The sequence below is a fragment of the Arsenicicoccus piscis genome, from assembly GCF_022568835.1.
Lineage (GTDB): Bacteria > Actinomycetota > Actinomycetes > Actinomycetales > Dermatophilaceae > Arsenicicoccus > Arsenicicoccus piscis.
In genome coordinates this window covers 104248-122190 of the sequence record NZ_JAKZHV010000001.1, presented here as the reverse complement: position 1 = coordinate 122190, position 17943 = coordinate 104248, and the positions used below count along the sequence as shown (strand labels likewise).

General features: G+C 71.5%; 20 protein-coding genes, 1 pseudogene and 1 riboswitch. Of the genes and pseudogenes, 9 read left to right on the top strand and 12 right to left on the bottom strand.

Annotated elements, in window-relative coordinates:
• Nucleotides 1–2: 2 nt before the first annotated feature.
• The gene (locus MM440_RS00645) at nt 3–668 is read right to left on the bottom strand and encodes a hypothetical protein (protein ID WP_241441281.1); all 666 of its coding nucleotides are present in this window, start codon (nt 666–668) and stop codon (nt 3–5) included.
• A 223-nt stretch (nt 669–891) separates the two neighbouring features.
• Between MM440_RS00645 and MM440_RS00640 the strand changes: the two genes are divergently transcribed.
• From MM440_RS00640 to MM440_RS00615, 6 genes are read left to right on the top strand one after another with little or no spacing between them, the layout of a single operon-like run.
• Nucleotides 892–1446 (top strand): quercetin 2,3-dioxygenase, encoded by a 555-nt coding sequence (locus MM440_RS00640; protein WP_241441280.1) that lies wholly within the window; start codon nt 892–894, stop codon nt 1444–1446.
• On the top strand, nt 1431–2381 hold the full coding sequence (locus tag MM440_RS00635) for an alpha/beta hydrolase (protein WP_241441279.1): 951 nt from the start codon (nt 1431–1433) through the stop codon (nt 2379–2381). The genes MM440_RS00640 and MM440_RS00635 overlap by 16 nt, the downstream gene beginning before the upstream one ends.
• The gene (locus MM440_RS00630) at nt 2378–3151 is read left to right on the top strand and encodes a hypothetical protein (RefSeq protein WP_241441278.1); all 774 of its coding nucleotides are present in this window, start codon (nt 2378–2380) and stop codon (nt 3149–3151) included. The genes MM440_RS00635 and MM440_RS00630 overlap by 4 nt, the downstream gene beginning before the upstream one ends.
• Before the next feature lie 31 nt (nt 3152–3182).
• Nucleotides 3183–3485 carry a DUF2218 domain-containing protein gene (locus MM440_RS00625; RefSeq protein ID WP_241441277.1) on the top strand — a complete coding sequence of 101 codons (303 nt, stop codon included), beginning with the start codon at nt 3183–3185 and terminating at the stop codon, nt 3483–3485.
• A complete protein-coding gene (locus MM440_RS00620) occupies nt 3466–4545 on the top strand; it encodes an alpha/beta hydrolase (RefSeq protein WP_241441276.1) in 1080 nt (359 codons plus the stop codon). Before MM440_RS00625 ends, MM440_RS00620 begins: the two co-directional genes overlap by 20 nt.
• Nucleotides 4546–4570: 25 nt before the next feature.
• Nucleotides 4571–5119: an NADPH-dependent FMN reductase gene (locus MM440_RS00615; RefSeq protein WP_241441275.1), complete on the top strand. Its 549-nt coding sequence runs from the start codon at nt 4571–4573 to the stop codon at nt 5117–5119.
• A gap of 43 nt (nt 5120–5162) precedes the next feature.
• Here the strand turns inward: MM440_RS00615 and MM440_RS00610 are convergent, their stop codons facing one another.
• The 5 genes from MM440_RS00610 to MM440_RS00590 form a co-directional block, all read right to left on the bottom strand.
• Entirely contained in the window at nt 5163–6872 is a 1710-nt protein-coding gene (locus MM440_RS00610; protein WP_241441274.1) for an NAD-dependent malic enzyme, read from the bottom strand.
• A gap of 40 nt (nt 6873–6912) precedes the next feature.
• The gene (locus MM440_RS00605) at nt 6913–8064 is read right to left on the bottom strand and encodes a phospholipase D-like domain-containing protein (RefSeq protein ID WP_241441273.1); all 1152 of its coding nucleotides are present in this window, start codon (nt 8062–8064) and stop codon (nt 6913–6915) included.
• 54 nt (nt 8065–8118) lie between these two features.
• Complete coding sequence (locus MM440_RS00600; protein ID WP_241441272.1) at nt 8119–9831, bottom strand: AMP-binding protein; 1713 nt, start codon at nt 9829–9831, stop codon at nt 8119–8121.
• 64 nt (nt 9832–9895) lie between these two features.
• On the bottom strand, nt 9896–10729 hold the full coding sequence (locus MM440_RS00595) for an ABC transporter permease (protein ID WP_241441271.1): 834 nt from the start codon (nt 10727–10729) through the stop codon (nt 9896–9898).
• Nucleotides 10726–11724 (bottom strand): ATP-binding cassette domain-containing protein, encoded by a 999-nt coding sequence (locus tag MM440_RS00590; RefSeq protein ID WP_241441270.1) that lies wholly within the window; start codon nt 11722–11724, stop codon nt 10726–10728. The genes MM440_RS00595 and MM440_RS00590 overlap by 4 nt, the downstream gene beginning before the upstream one ends.
• A gap of 9 nt (nt 11725–11733) precedes the next feature.
• On the opposite strand from MM440_RS00590, the pseudogene MM440_RS17535 reads away from it, so the two are divergent.
• Nucleotides 11734–12282: pseudogene (locus MM440_RS17535) on the top strand (universal stress protein); the annotation flags it as partial.
• Nucleotides 12283–12382: 100 nt separating this feature from the next.
• Nucleotides 12383–12784 carry a universal stress protein gene (locus MM440_RS00585; protein WP_241441269.1) on the top strand — a complete coding sequence of 134 codons (402 nt, stop codon included), beginning with the start codon at nt 12383–12385 and terminating at the stop codon, nt 12782–12784.
• A gap of 10 nt (nt 12785–12794) precedes the next feature.
• On the opposite strand, the gene MM440_RS00580 is transcribed toward MM440_RS00585, so the two are convergent.
• The 5 genes from MM440_RS00580 to MM440_RS00560 all read right to left on the bottom strand — a co-directional run bounded on the left by MM440_RS00580 (nt 12795) and on the right by MM440_RS00560 (nt 16531).
• Entirely contained in the window at nt 12795–13622 is an 828-nt protein-coding gene (locus MM440_RS00580) for an oxidoreductase (protein WP_241441268.1), read from the bottom strand.
• A 2-nt stretch (nt 13623–13624) separates the two neighbouring features.
• Nucleotides 13625–14500, bottom strand: coding sequence for an aldo/keto reductase (locus MM440_RS00575; RefSeq protein WP_241441705.1), 876 nt, complete (start codon nt 14498–14500; stop codon nt 13625–13627).
• A gap of 112 nt (nt 14501–14612) precedes the next feature.
• A complete protein-coding gene (locus MM440_RS00570) occupies nt 14613–15344 on the bottom strand; it encodes a (2Fe-2S)-binding protein (protein ID WP_241441267.1) in 732 nt (243 codons plus the stop codon).
• Nucleotides 15344–16270, bottom strand: a complete 927-nt coding sequence (locus tag MM440_RS00565; protein WP_241441266.1) for a CbtA family protein — start codon at nt 16268–16270, stop codon at nt 15344–15346. Before MM440_RS00565 ends, MM440_RS00570 begins: the two co-directional genes overlap by 1 nt.
• Nucleotides 16271–16309: 39 nt before the next feature.
• Nucleotides 16310–16531 (bottom strand): CbtB domain-containing protein, encoded by a 222-nt coding sequence (locus MM440_RS00560; protein ID WP_241441265.1) that lies wholly within the window; start codon nt 16529–16531, stop codon nt 16310–16312.
• A gap of 39 nt (nt 16532–16570) precedes the next feature.
• A riboswitch (cobalamin riboswitch) is annotated at nt 16571–16713 on the bottom strand.
• A gap of 81 nt (nt 16714–16794) precedes the next feature.
• Between MM440_RS00560 and MM440_RS00555 the strand changes: the two genes are divergently transcribed.
• Nucleotides 16795–17148, top strand: coding sequence for a YciI family protein (locus tag MM440_RS00555; RefSeq protein ID WP_241441264.1), 354 nt, complete (start codon nt 16795–16797; stop codon nt 17146–17148).
• 23 nt (nt 17149–17171) lie between these two features.
• Here MM440_RS00555 and MM440_RS00550 read toward each other — a convergent pair whose 3' ends face one another.
• A complete protein-coding gene (locus MM440_RS00550; RefSeq protein ID WP_241441263.1) occupies nt 17172–17834 on the bottom strand; it encodes a helix-turn-helix transcriptional regulator in 663 nt (220 codons plus the stop codon).
• Between the last annotated feature and the right edge of the window lie 109 nt (nt 17835–17943).

The following is a 17943-nucleotide window of genomic DNA, read 5'->3' as shown; positions in this document are numbered from 1 at the left end:
GGTCAGAAGCCGCCCGGGCCGCCGCCAGGGCCACCCCCACCCGGTCCGCCACCAAACCCGCCGCCGCCCGGCCCGGCGAAACCGCCAGGACCGCCCGGGCCTCGGTCACCGCGCCCGCCACCAGGTCCACCGAAGCCGCCACCGCCGCCGAAGCCGTAGCCGCCCTGGCCGAATCCACGCTGGCCCCCGAGCAGCCCACCCAGGCCACCACCGAACTGGCCACCGCCGAACAGCCGCGAGAGCAGACCCGGCCGACCGCCGACCCCGTCGCCACCGGTGACCGTGCTCCACGCGGCAGCGCCGAGGAAGCCGGCGGCCAGCGAGGCGAGCGTGGTGCGCCCGAGACCGGCACCGGTGCTGCCGAAGAGCTGCTGCAGGGCACCCGGCTGCTGGACCTCGAGCCGAGTCGCCGCGCGGGCCAACGACGGCGCGGAGGCGTCGGCGGGGGCCTCGCTCGTGCGGGACAGCGCCTGCAGCACCTGCTGGCGCTCGGCCGGCGTCATCGCCGCGAACGCCTGCTCGTGCGCCTGCTCGATCTGGTCGGGGGAGGCCGTGCGCAGCAGGTACTGGTAGCGCGTCACCGCGTCGGTCCCACCGGTGGCGTCGCTCCCGCCCTGCTGGGCGTCCTGCTGAACGCCCTGCTGGCTGAATTCTTCGTATCTGGTCATGCGCTGCCTCTCCTCGCGTGTCGTCGCGACCCTCGTCGCCTGTGGTCGTCGTGCTGGCACCAGTCCATCGGGCGTCGCCAGGCGCGGCCAGTGAGCCTGCTGTGGTGCGCCTGTGAGGGCGGGCGGGACGGTGCGGCCATCAGGAGGTGCGCAGCGCGGACCGCGTGGCACGGCGGCGGTCGCCCTGACACACTCACGACACCAGCCCCGAGGAGGAGGAGTCATGTCTTTCGAGTATCTCGCCCGCCTCGACGGCACGCCGGCCTGGGAGGGAGTGCTGCCCGGTCGCCCGGAGCCGTTCGTCCTGGAGGCCGGGGAGGGGGAGCACTCCAAGCTGTTCGTCGACACGTTCTCGGTGCTGCTGAGCGGCGACGAGACCGAGGGCCAGTTCGGGGTGTTCACGTCCACCTGCCCGCCCGGCGACATCATCCCGACGCACCGCCACGACGACACGCACGAGACGTTCTACGTGCTCGACGGCGCGATCCGGCTGTTCCTGCAGCAGCGCGACGGCGAGAAGGTCTCACAGGTGTTGCGCACGGGTGACTTCGGGTTCGTGCCCGCGGGGATCCCGCATGCCTACCGCGTCGAGGAGCCGACCCGGCTGATGGGCGTGTGCAGCGGTGGGTTCGAGCGCTTCTTCCAGGCCATGGGCACCCTGGTCGACGACCCGCAGGCCGACACGCCACCGTTCGTCCCGGACGGTCCGCGGATGGGCGCGGCGGCGCAGCGCTACAACATGGAGTTCCTGCACGGCTTCGAGTGGCCGACGCCGTGATCGCGCCGCCGGCCCCGGAGTCCTCGCCGCTCCCGCCGGCCCGCACGGGCGCGGCGGGGGTGCAGGTCCACTCGGCCGTGCCGTACGCGTCGCTCGACGGAGCCCGTCCGCTCAAGCTCGACCTCTACCTGTCGCCGTCCGAGAAGGATTGTCCTGCAGTCGTCTTCATCCACGGTGGCGGGTGGCGCATGGGCTCGCGGCGGGCCGTCGGCCCGCTCTACGCGGGTGCCTCGCCGAGCCCGTTCGAGCAGCTCGCGCAGGCGGGGATCGCCGTCGCGAGCATGGACTACCGGCTCTCCGGTGAGGCCGTCTGGCCGGCCCAGCTGCACGACGTGCGCAGCGCGCTCGCCTGGGTGCGTTCCCGCGCCCCCGAGCTCCGGGTAGACCCCACCCGCCTCGCGACCTGGGGCGAGTCCGCGGGTGGGCACCTCGCGCTGATGGCGGCGCTCACCGAGGCCGAGGATGCTGCCGAGGATGCCGACGGATCCTCGGGCGATGCGCCGCTCGCCGCGTGCGTCGCGTGGTACCCGCCGGCCGACCTGGCCGCCGTCCCCGCCGACCTCGGTGCCGACCCGTCGGCGACCGACACGCGCGAGGCGCTGCTGCTGGGGGCGGCGCTGGACGCCGACCCCGAGCGCACTGCTGATGCCAGCCCGATCACGCACGTCACCGGCGCCGCCCCGCGCACCCTGCTGCTGCACGGGGAGGCCGACCCCCTCATCCCGGCCGTCCAGAGCGAGCGGCTGGCCGACCGGATGGCGGACGCCGGGGTGGACGTCCGCCGGCGCACCTACCCTGGCGCCGGCCACCTGTGGCTGGATAGCCCGGACGCCGCAGCAGCGGCGCTCGCCGAGACGATCGCGTTCCTGACCGAGACCCTCCAGACTGAGACCCTTCAGACCGAGACCCTCCAATCCGACTGGGAGACACAGTGATCGACCCCGCACCCGGCTTCACGGCGCAGGTCCTGCTCGAGACCGAGGCGCCGCAGCGCGAGGCGCTGGCCGCCTGGCTCACCGAACGACTCGGCGACGCGGCCACCGTCACCGTGCGCGGCGACGCAGTGGTGGTGCGGATCGGTGGCGGGGACAGCATCGGTGGCGACGACGGCAACCACGGTGCGCCGGAGGTCGTCGTCCGTCCGGTCGACGCCCCGGTCGCGGGGGACGGTCCGGCGTCGACGGTCCACCCGGTCTTCTGGCGCGGTGACACCACGCCGGTGAGCCGCCATCGCAGCCATGTCGAGGTCTCGACCGAGGGGTCCGACCCGCGGGCGGCCCGGCTGGCCCTCGGCTACCCGCTCGGGTCGATCGCCGCGATCCCCGGTGCGGTCGCCGTGCACGACCCTGCCGCGGGCGCGACCTGGCCGGCCGAGGTCTACGCGGACCTGCTGCACACCTGCCTGGCCCAAGAGCTCGTGCCCGGCGCCCTGTGGGCGTCCGTCTGGCTCGATCGGCCCGAGCCGGGGCGCCCGGTGAGCGGTCGCACCGTCGGCCTGACCGCTCTGGGGCACCCCGAGCTGGTGGTGGTGGACTCGGACGCCGGGGTCCAGCCGGTCTACGAGGTGCTGAGCCGACTCGTCGACGCCGTCGCGGCCGGGGCCACGCTGCCGCGGGGACGCACGGTCCCGGTCGGGGAGCGACGCGTCCAGGTGTCTCCCGGGCCAGACCCAGCCGGGGCCCTTAGGGTCGCCCTGGAGCAGTGACATCAAGCACGACGAGCAAAAGGAGCGACCGATGACCGTGACGGGACGGATGGCGACGGAGCGACCCGAGCGCTACGCCAAGCAGCTCGCCAGCCACTGGAGCGCCAAGGGGACCTCGACGACGCTCGACGACGGCGCGGTGCGGATCGAGCTGGCGAGCGGCGGCACGACCGTGCTGCGGCCGGTCGACGGCGCGTTGCTGGTCGAGGCCAACAGCCCCGAGTTCGGCGCGGTGGTCGAGCGGCACCTGCAGCGCTTCGGCCAGCGCGAGGAGCTGGTGGTCGTCTGGGACGAGCCGGCGAGCGAGGCATCCGATGGCGATCAGCAGACGTGACCTGATCGGTGCAGCGGCGGCGACGGCCGGTCTCGCCGCGTGCGTCGGCGCCGGGTCGGGTGACCCGCCCACGACCACCACCCCCGGCGCAGGTGCCGGCACCGCCGCCGGCGAGGTCTACACCCTGCACAGCGACCTCGCCTACGCCGCGCCCGTGGGGCGGGGCCACCTGCTCGACCTCTACCTGCCCACGTCGGGGCAGGGGCCGTTCCCGGTCGTCATCTACCAGGCCGGCTCGGCGTTCCTGAGCGACGACACCAAGACGCACGGCATCCAGGAGGGCGGCTCGGCAGCCCCGGACGGGCTGTCCGGCACGACGACCGCCCAGTCGCTGTCGCAGCGGTGGGCGCCGCATGGCTACGCCGTCGTCGGTCTCAACGTGCGGGGCAGCGGCCAGGCGAAGTTCCCCGCCCCCGTCCACGACGTCAAGGCCGCGATCCGGTTCCTACGGGCCAACGCCGACCGATTCGGCCTGGACACAACGAGATTCGCGACCATGGGCACCAGCAGCGGCGGCTGGGTGTCGACGATGGCCGGGGTCACCTCGGGACTTCCTGAGCTCGAGGGAGACCTCGGCAACCCGACCCAGTCCAGCGCGGTGCAGGCCGTCATCGACCTGTTCGGCCCGACCGACTTCCTCCAGATGGACGAGCACCGGATCCCGGGCGGCCAGACCCACGACGGTGCAGACTCGCCCGAGTCGTTGCTCATGGGCTTCCCGATCCAGCGCGACCCCGCGGCGGTGGCGAAGGCCAACCCGGTCACCTACGTCTCGCGGACCAGCCCGCCGCTGTGGATCTCGCACGGCACGCAGGACCCGCTCGTGCCCGCGCACCAGTCCGAGCTGCTCTTCCAGGCCTACGGCAAGGCCGGGGCGACCGCGTCACTCACCCTGGTGCCGGGGGTCGGCCACACCGAGTCCTACCTGGCGTCCGCCGACGCCTCTGCGGGACGGCAGGTGTGGCAGACGAGCGGCGGATCGACGTCCGGGCCGACGGACCAGCCGGCCCCGACCTATGACACGCTGTTGGCGTTCCTCGACGAGCACCTCAAACGCTGAACCCCGCGAAAACCTAGGAGCAGCAGTGAAGATCGGCATCATCATCGGATCCATCCGCGAGGGGCGCCAGGGCGCCGCCGTGGCCGAGTGGGTCCTCAAGGGGGCGCAGGCGCACGGCGGTGCGACCTTCGAGCTCGTCGACCTCAAGTCGTTCGACGTCCCGCTGCTCACCTCCGCGACGGTCCCGGGGGCGGCGGACAAGACGTACGACTCCGAGCAGGTGACGCGCTGGAGCGAGGCGATCGACTCCTACGACGGCTTCATCTTCGTCACGCCGGAGTACAACCACGGCGTCCCCGGCGCGTTCAAGAATGCCTTCGACAGCCTCGGCAACGAGTGGCTCGGCAAGACCGTCGCGTTCGTCTCCTACGGCGCCGACGGCGGTATCCGCGCGGTCGAGCAGTGGCGCTGCATCGTCGCCAACTTCCAGATGGTCGACGTGCGCGCCCAGGTGGCGCTGAGCCTGTTCACCGAGTTCGGCAAGGACGGCTTCGCGCCGCAGGAGCGCCGCACCGGCGAGCTCGGCGTGCTGCTGGACCAGCTGCTCCGGATGACCAGCCGACTGGCGTCCTGAGCCCGCCGGGGTCGGAGCCTGCAGCGGCCTCAGGCCGCCGCGGTCAGATCACCTCGATCGGCGGGTACTCCGGCATCCACATCCGCTGGAAGATGTCGGTCAGCGGCTCGGTGAGCGGCCGGCGCGCGACGCCCTCGCGCTCGGCCGCCTGGGCCACCGCGATCGCGACCTGCGCCGACACCGGCCGCAGCTCGTTGATCGACGGGAGCAACGAGCTACCGGGCAGGTAGGTGTTGGCGCGCGCCGCGAGAGCCTGCGCTGCGGCCGAGATCATCGAGTCGGTGACGCGGCTCGCCTGGCACGCCGCGACGCCGAGACCGATGCCGGGGAAGATCAGCGCGTTGTTGGCCTGCGCGATGTGGTGGCGGATCTCGTTGTGGTCGACGTCGTCGAACGGGCTGCCGGTCGCGATCAGCGCGTGCCCGTCGGTCCACTCGATCAGGTCCGCCGGGTTGGCCTCGGCGCGGGCCGTCGGGTTGGACAGCGGGAAGATGATCGGCCGCTCGCAGTGCTTGTGCATCTCCTTGACGACCTCCTCGGTGAAGGCGCCGCCCGCTGTCGAGGTGCCGATGAGGATGGTCGGCTTGACCTCGCGCACGACGTCCAGCAGCGAGATGTTCTCGCCGGGGCGGAAGCCCCACTGGGCCACCTCCGAGCGCGGTCGGGCGAACGGTCGCTGGAAGTCCAGCAGGTCGTCCATGTCGTCGACGTACAGACCCTGCAGGCCGATCGGGTAGAACTTGGCCTGCGCCTGCTCGCGCGGGATCCCGGCGGCGACCATGTGGTCCATCAGCAGCTGGGCGATGCCGATGCCGGCGCTGCCCGCGCCGAACGAGACGACGCGGTGCTCCGGCAGCTGCTGACCGGAGGCGTTGATGCCCGCGAGCAGCGCCGCGAGGACGACCGCCGCGGTGCCCTGGATGTCGTCGTTGAAGGTGCAGTAGTCGTCGCGGTAGGCCTCGAGGATGCGATGCGCGTTGGTGGCGCCGAAGTCCTCCCAGTGGATCATCGCGTGCGGGAAGACCGCGGCGCAGGCCTCGACGAACGCCTTGATGAACGCGTCGTAGCGCTCGCCGCGCACCCGCGGGTGCCGGGCACCGAGGTAGAATGAGCTGTTCAGCAGGCCGAGGTTGTCCGTGCCGGTGTCGAGCACGATGGGGATCGCCCGCCGCGGGTGGATGCCGGCAGCGGCGGTGTAGACCGAGATCTTGCCGATGGCGATCTGGATGCCACCGATGCCCTGGTCACCGATGCCGAGGATGCCCTCGGAGTCGGTGGCGACGAGCAGGTCGACGTCATCGGCGTCCAGGCCGTACTCACGCAGCGACTGCTCGATCTGCTCGGGCCGGTCGATGCTGAGGAAGACGCCACGTGGCCGGTTGTACTCGACGCTGAACCGCTCGATGACCTCACCGATGGTGGGGGTGTAGATGATCGGCATCATCTCTTCGAGGTGGTCGGCGAAGACGCGGTAGAACAGGATCTCGTTGCGGTCGCGCAGGTTGGCCAGGTAGTTGTGCTTGGCGAACGGCGTGCGCGCCGACTGGTACTGCTCGTAGGTGCGGCGCGCCTGGGTCGACATCGAGTTCACGCCCGTCGGCAGCAGTCCCGAGATCTCGAGCTCCTGGCGCTCCGCCGTCGTGAACGCCGTGCCGCGGTTGGTCATCGGGTTGGCGAGCACAGCGCGTCCGCGGGTGCGGATCTGCATGGTCGCGTCGCGGCGGGTGGTGTCGAGCTCGTAGTCGTGGTGCATGCGTTCTCTCTGTCACGTGAGGGGGCGTCGGGTTGAGTGCTCAGCGTCGAGTCGGCTCCCAGGGTATCGGTGTGCGGGAGGTGGTGACGGAGCTCAGAAGATGTCGGTCCCGCGCAACCGACGCGGCCGGCCGGGCCGCGGACTCGGCGAAGGCCGCGAAGAGGGATGCAGGGTCTACGAGATCGGCGTCGTCGCCCTCGGCCCGGTCCAGGTGCTCGCGGGCGAGCGCGAGGCGCGCCTCGCGCGGCAACCGGCGAGCCGGGTCCTGGTCGGCACGCAGGGTCGGCGGCTCGCGCCCGTCGAGGGTGTCGTCGAGGACGGCGCAGGTCAGCTCGGAGTCGTGCGTCCAGGACCGTCCGGACGGCGCGAACGGGTAGCGCGGGTGCTTGGCCGGGTAGGTCCGCAGGACCTGGACGTGGTGGCTGCCCTGCGGCTGCGGGTCGGGCAGCTGCGGCGGCAGCGGGTGGGGATGCTCGTCGTCATGGTGGAGGAGGGCCTCGGTCCGCGAGATCGGGTCGGGCGACGGTGAGGTGGGGTCCTCCCACCGCTTGCGGAAGGTCGCCTCGATGTCCCCGATCGCGGGGCCGCGGACCTCGATCATCAGGTCGTGCCACGCCGGCGTGGACCCCCAGACCGCCCCCATCTCGACCGTCTGCGGGTCGCCGCGGTGCTCGGCGTCGTCGCGGCGGGTGTGGCACAGGTCGATGCCGCCGGTGAAGGCGACGTCCAGCTCAGGGCGAACGGGGTGGCGCAGCACGACGAACTTCTGGTGGTGGCACCCCATCGGTCGCACCCGCTGGTCGAGGACGACCTCGCCGCCCGCCTTGCGCACGTCGTCGGCGAGGGTGCGGTTCTGCTGCTCGAAGTAGTGCAGCCCGTCCAGGTGCGATCGCCAGCACAACCCCTTGACGATCACCCCGCGGCGCGCGGCGTCGCCGAGCAGGTCGGCGATCGTGAGCTCATCGTCGCCGAGCCGCTCGTCGGGGTCGCCGCGCCAGTCCGTGAAGAGCAGCAGGTCACCGGCGCGCTGCTGCTCCACCGCGGCCCGGAGCCGGGCGAAGTAGGACACCCCGTGGATCAGCACCGATGCGGCGTTGCCGCTCGTCCACGCCTGCCCGCCGGTGCGGTAGTCCAGGCGCGTGAAGGGGTTGCCGCGCTCCCGCGTGGTCAGGAACCAGTCGTCGACCGCCACGGCCTCAATGAACCCCAGGTGCCCGGCCACGGCACTCGCACGGACGCTGGTCGCTTATTCGGCGGCGTCTCGCTCGCGCAGCATCGCGACGACGTCGGGTCGGACCACCTTGCCGAGGACGTTGGTGGGGAGCTCGTCGACCTCGACGAACCGACGCGGCACCTTGTAGGCGGCGAGGTGCTGCTTGGCCCAGCTGCGCAGCTCGGGACCCGGCGGCAGGTCGCCCTCCGCCACCACCGCCGCCACGACCTCCTCGCCGCTGCCCGCCGCCGGCACGCCGACGACCGCGAGATCACGGATGCGCGGGTGCCGCCGCAGGACCTCCTCGACCTCGACGGGCGAGACGTTGAAGCCGCCGGTCACGATGAGGTCCTTGAGCCGCCCGGTGATGGTCAGGTAGCCGTCCTCGCGGGAGGCGAGATCACCAGTGCGGAACCAGCCGTCGACGAAGGCCTGCGCCGTCTCGTCGGGCTGGTCGAGGTAGCCGCCGAAGACCTGGGGGCCGGTGACGAGGAGCTCGCCGCTCTCGCCGTCGGGGACGTCGCGCTCGGGGTGCTCGGGGTCGACCAGCCGGATCTCGGTGTCGGGGAAGGGGATCCCGATGTGGCCCGGGCGCCGGTCGATGCTGAACGGGTTGCCGACGATCACCGGTGCGGTCTCGGTCAGCCCGTAGCCCTCGATGAGCAGGCCCCCGGTCGCCTGCTCCCAGCGGGCGACGAACTCCGGCGGCAGTGCCATGGCACCGGACAGCCCGGTGGACAGGCCCTGCAGCGAGACGCCGTCCTGCTCGGCGCGCGCGAGCAGCGCCTCGAAGATCGGCGGCACGGCCACCAGGAAGGTGATCGGTCGGCGCCGCACCGCCTGGGTCATCAGCGTCGCGTCCGGGGCGGGGACCATGGTGATGGTGGCCCCGAGAGCGAGGCCCACGAGGACGCCGATCGTCAGCCCGAAGGCGTGGAACATCGGCAGGACGGCGAGGAACCCCTCGGTGCCGAACTCCAGCCCGGTCCACGCGATCCCCTGGTAGCAGTTGGCCACGAGGTTGGCGTGGGTCAGCGGCACCCCCTTGGGCCGCCCGGTGGTGCCGGAGGTGTAGAGGATCACGGCGACGTCGCTCGGCACCGGGCCGGGGTGCGACCGGTCCAGCAGCCCGTGGTGCAGCAGGCGGTGCCACGGCAGCGCGCCGTCCGCCAGTCGTCCGGACGTCAGCTTGGCCCGCGACTGGCGGGCCTTCTCGATCGGCAGCCGCAGCGCGAGGCGGGTGCGGACCGGCACCGAGCGGGTGATGTCTACGGAGACGACCTGCGTGAGCCGGGTGCGCTCGCGCAGCGGCAACACGGCGTCGACCGCGTTGTCCCACACGACCGCGATCGTGGCGCCGTGGTCGAGGAAGAGCGGCTCGAGCTCGTCGGTGGGGTAGAGCGGGTTGTGCTGCACGACCTGCGCGCCGAGTCGCATGATCGCCAGCGTCACGACGAGGTTCTGCGGACAGGTGGGGAGCAGGACCGCCACCCGGTCACCACGCTCGACGCCGAGGGTCTGCAGGCCGCGAGCTACCCGGCGGACCGCCCGGTCGATCTCGGCGTAGCTGCGCGTGGCCCCGAGGAAGTCGGTGCAGGTGCGGGTCGGCACCCGGGCCGCAGCCCGCTCGAGCAGCTCGGGGATGGTGACCTCGGGATAGTCCAGGTGACGAGGCGCCCGCTGCTCGCCTCGTCGCTGACCGTCCCGCCGGCGCGACCCGGCTGACTCGGACCGGCTGAACCTCATGGCGTCTCCTCGCGACGTGTGCTTCTCGGCTGCCGCTCGGCTGCCGACGGACCGCTGCCCCGGGCTACCGGGCGACGGAGCGCTGGTAGGTGCGGATGGACAGCGGCACGAAGATGAGCAGGAGTGCGACCGACCACGCGAGAGTGTAGATCTCGGCGTGCTGCAGGGCCCAGGTGTACTCGATGCGGTGGCGCACCGCCGCACCGGCGGACGCCCCGCCGGGGTTGAGCGCGAAGAGGTTGCCGAAGTTCTCCCGCGCGGCGTGGGTGATCGTCGAGACAGGGTTCCAGCCCGCGATGGTCTTGAGGACGGCCGGCATGTTCTCGCTCGGGACGAACGTGTTGGCGATGAACGTCAGCGGGAAGATGATCATGAACGTCGCGTTGTTGAAGATCTCGGGGGCGCGCACCTTGAGCCCGATGTAGGCCATGACCCAGCTGATCGCGTAGGCGAACACCAGCATCAAGGCGTAGGCGAGCAGGGCGTGCCCGAGCCCGTCGCGGATCCGCCACCCGATCGCGAGACCGGTGATGGTCATGACCACCAGGACGATGACGTTGTTGAGCAGGTCGCTGAAGGTGCGACCCATCAGCACCGCACCGGGGTGCATGGGCAGGGTGCGGAACCGGTCGATGACCCCCTTCTGCATGTCCTCCGCCATGCCCGACCCGGTGATCGTGGCGCCGAAGATGATGGTCTGGGCGAAGATGCCGGCCATCAGGAACTCGCGGTAGCCCGCGCCGTTGCCGGAGCCGGCCAGCGACCCGAAGACGTAGCCGAACAGCAGGATGAACATGATCGGCTGCAGCGTGGTGAAGACGATCAGGTCCGGGACCCGCTTGATCTTGATCAGGTTGCGGCGCGCGATCGTGCTGGCGTCGGCGAGCAGCGTGCTCATCGGACTCCTCCCGTGACGGTGCTGGCTTCGTCGCTGGTCTCCTCGGCGGCGTGGCCGGTCAGCGACAGGAAGGCGTCGTCGAGCGTGGGGCGCCGGATCCCGATGTCCTGCACCGCGATCCCCGCGTCGCCGAGCGCCCGGACGGCGTCGACCAGCACGGTCGTGCCCCCGGAGGCGGGGATGGTCAGGGACCGGGTGTGCTCCTCGACGTCGATGCCGGCTGCTCCGGTGGGGCTGAGCCGGGCGAGCACCTCGCAGGCCGCCGGGACGGCCGCGCTGTCGGCGACCGTGACGTGCAGGCGACCGCCGCCGACCTGGTCCTTGAGCGCGTCGGCCGTGCCCTCGGCGATGACTCGGCCGTGGTCGACGACGATGATGTTGTCGGCCAGCCGGTCGGCCTCCTCGAGGTACTGCGTGGTGAGCAGCACCGAGGTGCCCCCGCGCACCAGCCCGGCGATGACCTCCCACATGTCGCCGCGGCTGCGCGGGTCGAGGCCGGTGGTCGGCTCGTCGAGGAAGATGACGGGCGGCCGGGCCACCAGGGCGCCGGCGAGGTCGAGCCGTCGGCGCATGCCGCCCGAGTAGGTCTTGGCGGTGCGGTCGGCCGCGTCGTCGAGCCGGAACTCGGCCAGCAGCTCGCGCGCCCGAGCCCTCGCCTCGCGGGCGGGCAGGTGGTAGAGCCGGCCCACCATCTCGAGGTTCTCGTAACCGGTGAGGTACTCGTCGACCGCGGCGTACTGCCCGGAGACGCCGATGCGCTTGCGGACCGCGGCAGGGTCCCTCATGACGTCCGCGCCGGCCACGGTCGCGTGCCCGGAGTCGGGCCGCAGCAGCGTGGTGAGCATGCGGACGGTGGTGGTCTTGCCGGCGCCGTTGGGTCCGAGCACCCCGAGCACGCTGCCCTCGGGGACCGCGAGGGAGATCCCGTCAGCGGCTTTGACGTCGTTGTAGTGCTTCACGAGATCTTCAGCGAGGACGGCCTGGTTCGAAGGCATGCGGCCAGCATGGCAGAGGGGTCTGACAGACCCCCACGGGGTTTCCTGACGAGCCGGCACCCCACCCTCGCGGACCGCGGACCGGTGGAGGATAGTGGAAGGACGCGGGCGGGCTCCCGCTCGTCGATCGTCGCAAGGAGGCGCACGATGACCAGCACCGACATCGTTGTCGGCTACGACGCAGGCCATGAGTCCGATCTCGCCCTCGACTGGGCGATCGCGCAGGCCAAGCAGGGCGACGGCGCACTGAAGATCCTGCACGTGGGCACCCCGGCCGTCTCACCCGGTTTCGCCATCGGCGGCACCATCGGCTGGGAGACCTGGGACCCGCCCCAGGACCGGCCGGTCGAGCTGCCCGGCGTCGACCGGGCCAAGGCCGAGCTCGGGGACGACCGCGTGAGCGTGGACCTGTCCATCGGCAGCCCCGCGGGCCGCCTGGTCGACGCGTCCAAGGACGCTGCGCTGGTGGTGGTCGGGTCGCGCGGGCGCGGCTACTTCCTGAGCGGGCTGCTGGGGTCGACGGCGTACGCCGTGGCCGCGCACGCCAGCTGCCCCGTGGCGGTGGTCCGCGCGCCCGACGACGCCGAGCGAGCCCCGCGTCCCGGTCCCGACAAGCCCGTCGTGGTCGGCGTGGACGAGGCCGAGCGGGCACCGTGCGGTGCTCGACGCTGCAGTCTCCGCCGCCCTGGAGGCGCGGGCCACGCTGGTGCTGGTGCGGGTGTCACCCGCCCCGCCGGTGACCGAGTACGCCTTCATGGTCGGGTCCACCACGCAGATCGACGACGACATCGTCAAGGCCGACGAGGAGATGCTGCGGCGGGTGGCCGACGAGCTCATCGAGCGCAACCCGGGCCTGAAGACCAAGGTCGTGCACGAGGTCGGCGTCCCCGGGCACGCGCTCGCGGCGTACGGCGACGAGGCAGGCCTGATCGTGGTCGGCTCCCGCGGCCGGGGTGGCTTCGCCGGGCTGCTGCTCGGCTCGACCAGCCGCACCGCCATCCACCTCGCGGGGTGCCCGGTCCTGGTGCTGCACGAGGCTCCCCGCGGACCGAGCGACTGAGTCGAGCGGGTCAGTCGAAGTCCGTGCTGCGGCTGACCTGCTCCCACTCGGCGAGCTCCGAGCGCAGCGCGTCGAGGGTGCGCGGGATCAGGTCGGCAGCGTCGCTGCCGAGGACGAGCAGCGCTGGTGCGCGCCCGGACTCGACCACGTCGATGAGCGCGTGCGCCGCCTTGGCCGGATCTCCCGGCTGCGTGCCGTGCGCGGTGTCGTTGTCCTTGCGGCGCTTGCCGGCGGTCTCGGCGTAGTCCGCGATCGGCTCCGCGGACTGGGTGAGCGAGCGCCCGGCGAAGTCGGTGCGGAAGGCCCCCGGCTCGACGGCCATGGCCGTGATCCCGAGGGGCGCCACCTCCTTGCGCAGGGCGAACGTCAGCGCCTCGATCGCCGCCTTCACCGCCGAGTAGTAGCCCGACCCCTCCGGGCACAGGCGAGCGCCGATGGAGGAGATGTTGACGATCGTGCCGGAGCGGCGCTCGCGCATCCCGGGCAGCACGGCCTGCGTGGTGCGCATGGAGCCGAGGACGTGCGTCTCGATGAGCTGCTGCACGGCTTCCAGCTCACCCTCCTCGACGGCCGCGCGATAGCCGTAGCCCGCGTTGTTGACGAGGACGTCGACCCCACCGAAGCGGTCGGTGGCTGCGGCGACGGCGTCCCGCACCTGCTCGTCGTCCGTGACGTCGAGCGGCACAGCCAGCGCGTGGTCGGGGTGACGGGCGGCGAGGTCCTCGATCGTGCTCACGTCGCGAGCCGTGACCACGACGTCGTGCCCGCCCTCCAGCGCGGCCTCTGCGAACGCTCTACCGAGTCCGGTGGAGCAGCCGGTGACGAGCCAGGTGGTCAAGATCAGGCCTCCGGGATGTCGCGGCCGAACGCCTCGAGGGTGATCTCCTCGGGCTCGGGACCACCGCGCCGACCGGTGTCGAGCGCGTCGATCCGGCGCAGCTCCTCGTCGGAGAGCTCGAAGTCGAAGACGTCGAAGTTCTCGGCGATCCGCTGCGGCTTGGTCGACTTCGGGATGACCGAGCGCCCCTCCTGCAGGTGCCAGCGCAGCATCACCTGAGCGGGAGTCTTGTTGTGCGCCTTGGCGATTGCGCCGATCATCTCGTCGTCGAGGGTGCTGCCGTGGCTGCCGTCGCGGTAGAACGTGATCCCGCCGATGGGGGACCAGGCCTGGGTGCGGATGCCGTGCTCGGTGCCGAAGTCCTGCACCTCGCGCTGCTGGAAGTAGGGGTGGACCTCGATCTGGTTGACGGTCGGCACCACCTGGGCGACGTCAAGCAGCCGGGTCAGGTGGTCGACCATGAAGTTGCTGACGCCGATGGCACGGACCTTGCCCTGCTCGAGCAGCGTCTCGAGTGCGCGGTAGGCGTCGAGGGTCTTGTCGAACTCCGAGGGGAGCGCCTGGTGCAGGATCAGCAGGTCGAGCTGGTCCAGACCGAGCTTGCCTGCGCTCTTGTCGAAGCCGTGCAGGGTCTGGTCGTAGCCGTAGTCGCTGATCCAGATCTTGGTCTCGACGAAGACGTCCTCGCGAGGGATGTCCGAGGCCTTGAGCGCCTCACCCACCTCGCGCTCGTTGCCGTAGGCGGCGGCCGTGTCGATGTGACGGTAGCCGGTGCGCAGCGCGGCCTCCACCGCTGCGCGGGTCTCCTCCGGCGGCGTCTGGAAGACACCGAGACCCAGGGCCGGCATCTCTACCCCGTTGTTCAGCGTGAACGTCATCATGACTCGACCGTAACGCCGCTCCGGTGGCCGGCGGAAGGTGCGAGGGCGGCCCTGCTGGTACCACCATCGCCCCGCCCACGTCGACGTCGCCGCCACGCTTCGGCGTTGTTCAGCAGGTGGTCAGGACGCAGTCGCCACAGATGGCATCGCGTGTGCTGGCGGCCTGGTAGATGAGGCAGCACGAGCGTCTCCGGAAGCCGGGACCGGAGTGCAGGGCTCCGCCCTCGAGCCGAGGGTCGGTGAGGACCTCGTCGGCCGCGGCGGTCGCAGCGGCTGCGAGGTCAGGTCGGGCTGTGGCGATCACTCGCATCACGCTGTTGGCACTGGAGGCCACGTTGCCCCATGCGACGCGTGGACTCATACCCGCGTGTGTGACGAACGCCCCGGTGACGACCACGACTGCTCGCGGAACAGCCGTGCAGCTGGGGTCGTCGTCGAGGTTGGGGGGCACGTTGGCGGTCGTGATGGCGAGGGGTGGGGGCCCGTCGAGCTCGTTGCGCCACCACAGTGTGTCGAGGTCGGGGTCGGCGGGTGTGCCCAGGGCTCGCAGGGCCATCACGGGGGCCAGGATCCGGGCGATGAGGCCAAGGTGGGCGACGGAGGCGGCGACGCGGCGGCTGATGGTGATGCCCGCCGGGGCGGTGGCGGTCATGGCGGCACCGACGGCCTCGACACGTGCGGCGACCCGTCCCGGGTCGACCAGCACACTCATGGCTTCCCACCCCGACCCGGGCGTGGTGCCGTGCGGCAGGATGCGTGCGGCGATGAACGGGCCGAGGCCCTCGAGCTCGCGCTCGAGGGCCTCGGCTCTGGCCGGGTGGTCGACCGTTGGGGGAGTCATCAGCGGTGGGGGGCCTGCGCCAGGGTGCGGCTCGCGCTGGTCGCGCCGGAGCGCACCTCCGCGGCGCCGAGGTGGCGCTCGACGAGCCACCCGAAGCCGACAGCGATGCCGCCCCAGATGATGAGCTGCTCGAGCAGGGAGTACCAGCGGAACGCCCACAGGTCGTCGGCCGCGAAACCGGGATACATGATCTGACCCGGCGCGTAGTGCATGCCGTCCACCGTCAAGGCCTGTCCGGTGGTGTTGATGATCGGGGCGGGGGTCTCTGTGGCGGAGCGGGTGAACCCGATGTCGTGCGACGCCGTGACGTTCACGGCGAGGTCGCCAAGCGAGGGAAGGGCGGCGAACAGAGCCCCGTAGGCGAGAACGAACACTGCGATCGCGGCCCACACGGCGCGATCGCGGCCCAGGCGCGGGCTGAGGGACCGGGCCGTGAGCACGGCGAGGAGCAGGACCGCGACGCTGCCGGCGACCATCGTCAGATAGACGTGCCCGCGATCGGCGATAGAGAAGTCGTGCCCGATGGCGGGTGGGTTCGCCGGGTACTTGCTGAACGGCAGGAGGAAGATCCCAAGGAAACCGAGCCCGGCCACGATCCACGCCAGGGTTCGGGGGCGCAGGTTCGTGCGGGGACCCAGGAGGAGCCAAGCGACAGCCGTGAGCAGGCCGAGCGCTACGCCCATGCCGATGATCCCTGTGGCAGCGCCGACGGTGGACTGAAGGGATCGCGAGAAGATCTCCGGCCCCTCGTCCTCCACGGGCAGGTGCAGCACCTGGCGGATCGCAGCCAGCATGTCGGCACGCCCAGACTCGTAGTCGATGGCGCGGTTGATGATGGGTTCGACGAGAAGGTACGCGAAGACGAAGCCGAGAGCCCCCGAAAGGGCACCGGACACCGCCCCACGTCCGAGGACGCGAAGTTCCATGACGTTTGTGTCAGCTGTCTGGTATCTGATGCCCGGCCGTCAGTGGCAGGGGAACCCGAGCAGGTGGCGGGAGTCGTGGACCCACTCGTGCAGCACGAGGGTCTTGCCGAAAACGGACGACATGCCCTCGTCGACACCGACGAAGTAGTAGATCGCCACGGCTAGCAGGACCGCTAGCGACAGGACCGCGATGCGCCCAGCGGTCGACAGCGACCGGGCGTTGGTGGCGGCGCGGGTTGCGGAAACAGGCACGGTGCTCATGAGAGAGCCTCCTTCAGGGGTGATGCGCCCCTATCGATGGTGGTAGGCATCACGGCGACCGAGTGTCTGGCTCGCCCCACACCGTCGGTGCCGGGACTCACAGTGGCGCAACCGCCCCGGGTTCACACCGGGTTCCTCGCGTCGTCGTGCCTGCCCAGACTACTACCACAAGGCGGCTGTGCGTCTTGGTGGACATCGACAAGACCGGCCGTCAAGGTGTCGTATCGAGGGGCCGTCCACGCCAGACCTCGAGAGGAGCCGTCGTGACGCAGTATCTGATCTCGTTCAACGATGAGTGGGTGCCCGAGCACACCACCGAGGAGCTGAAGGCGAAGGGGGTGGCCAGTCGGTCCGTCATCGCCGAGATGGAGGACCAGGGCGTCTTCGTCTTCGGCAACGGCGGACTGGACCGGTCGTGCGTGGTGGGCAGCGTGGTGGCCAAGGACGGGAGGCCGGACTTCACCGATGGGCCGTTCGTCGAGTCGACGGAGCACCTCGGCGGCTTCTGCGTGGTGGACGTGGCGGACGACGAGGCGGCGCGCTACTGGGCGGGCCGGCTCGCCGTCGCCCTGGACTGGCCGCAGGAGATCCACCGCTTCCCACCGCCGCGCGGGTGACCGTCCCGGACGCCTGAGATCGGTCAGGGGTCGAGCCGGCGCAGCCGCGTGCCGATGCGGGCCAGCTCGGCCCGGAGCAGCGCTGGCTGTACGTCGGTCAAGGTCGTGTCGAACGTGATGAACAGGCCGGCGACGCCCGCCCAGGACCACCCGCCGATGGTCAGTCGGCAACGGTGAGGATCCAGCGCCTCTACGACGGATCCGCCTGGGGCCCAACGGGCTACGACGGGCGCGGCGAGTTCGAGAGTCGCGGATCCGACGCACTGCCACGGTCCCGGCGTGTCCCCGCGGTCCGGGTTCTGCACGACGAGTCGGGACAGGTCCTCGCTCGTGAGGGGCTGGGCAGAGAAGGGGGGACCGACCGGAGTCCGTGGGCGAGTGCGCTCGACCCGGTAGGTGTGCCACGTGCGCTCGCGGGCGTCCCGGGCTACGAGATACCACCGACCGGCCCAGACCACGAGGTGGTGGGGCTCGATCTCGCGCGGGGGCTCGAAGCCCGGCTCCTCAGGCCCGCGGACGAGACCGTCCGGGCCGGTGACGTCGAAGCGCAGGACGCGGCTGGTGCGGATGGCCGCTCCGATGGTCTGCAGCGTCTCGACGTCGATCGGCGGTGCGGAGAACTCCCAGTAGTTGCGCAGCGAGGTGACCTCGAACGCCTCGCTCGCGGCCCGGAGGCGTTCCGGCATGACCTGGCGCACGGTGGCGAGGGCGCGCGCGACCGCGTCGTCGATGCCGGTGACCGTGGCCGGGGCGGTCTGCAGGGCGAGCGCGATGGCGATGGCCTGGTCGTCGTCC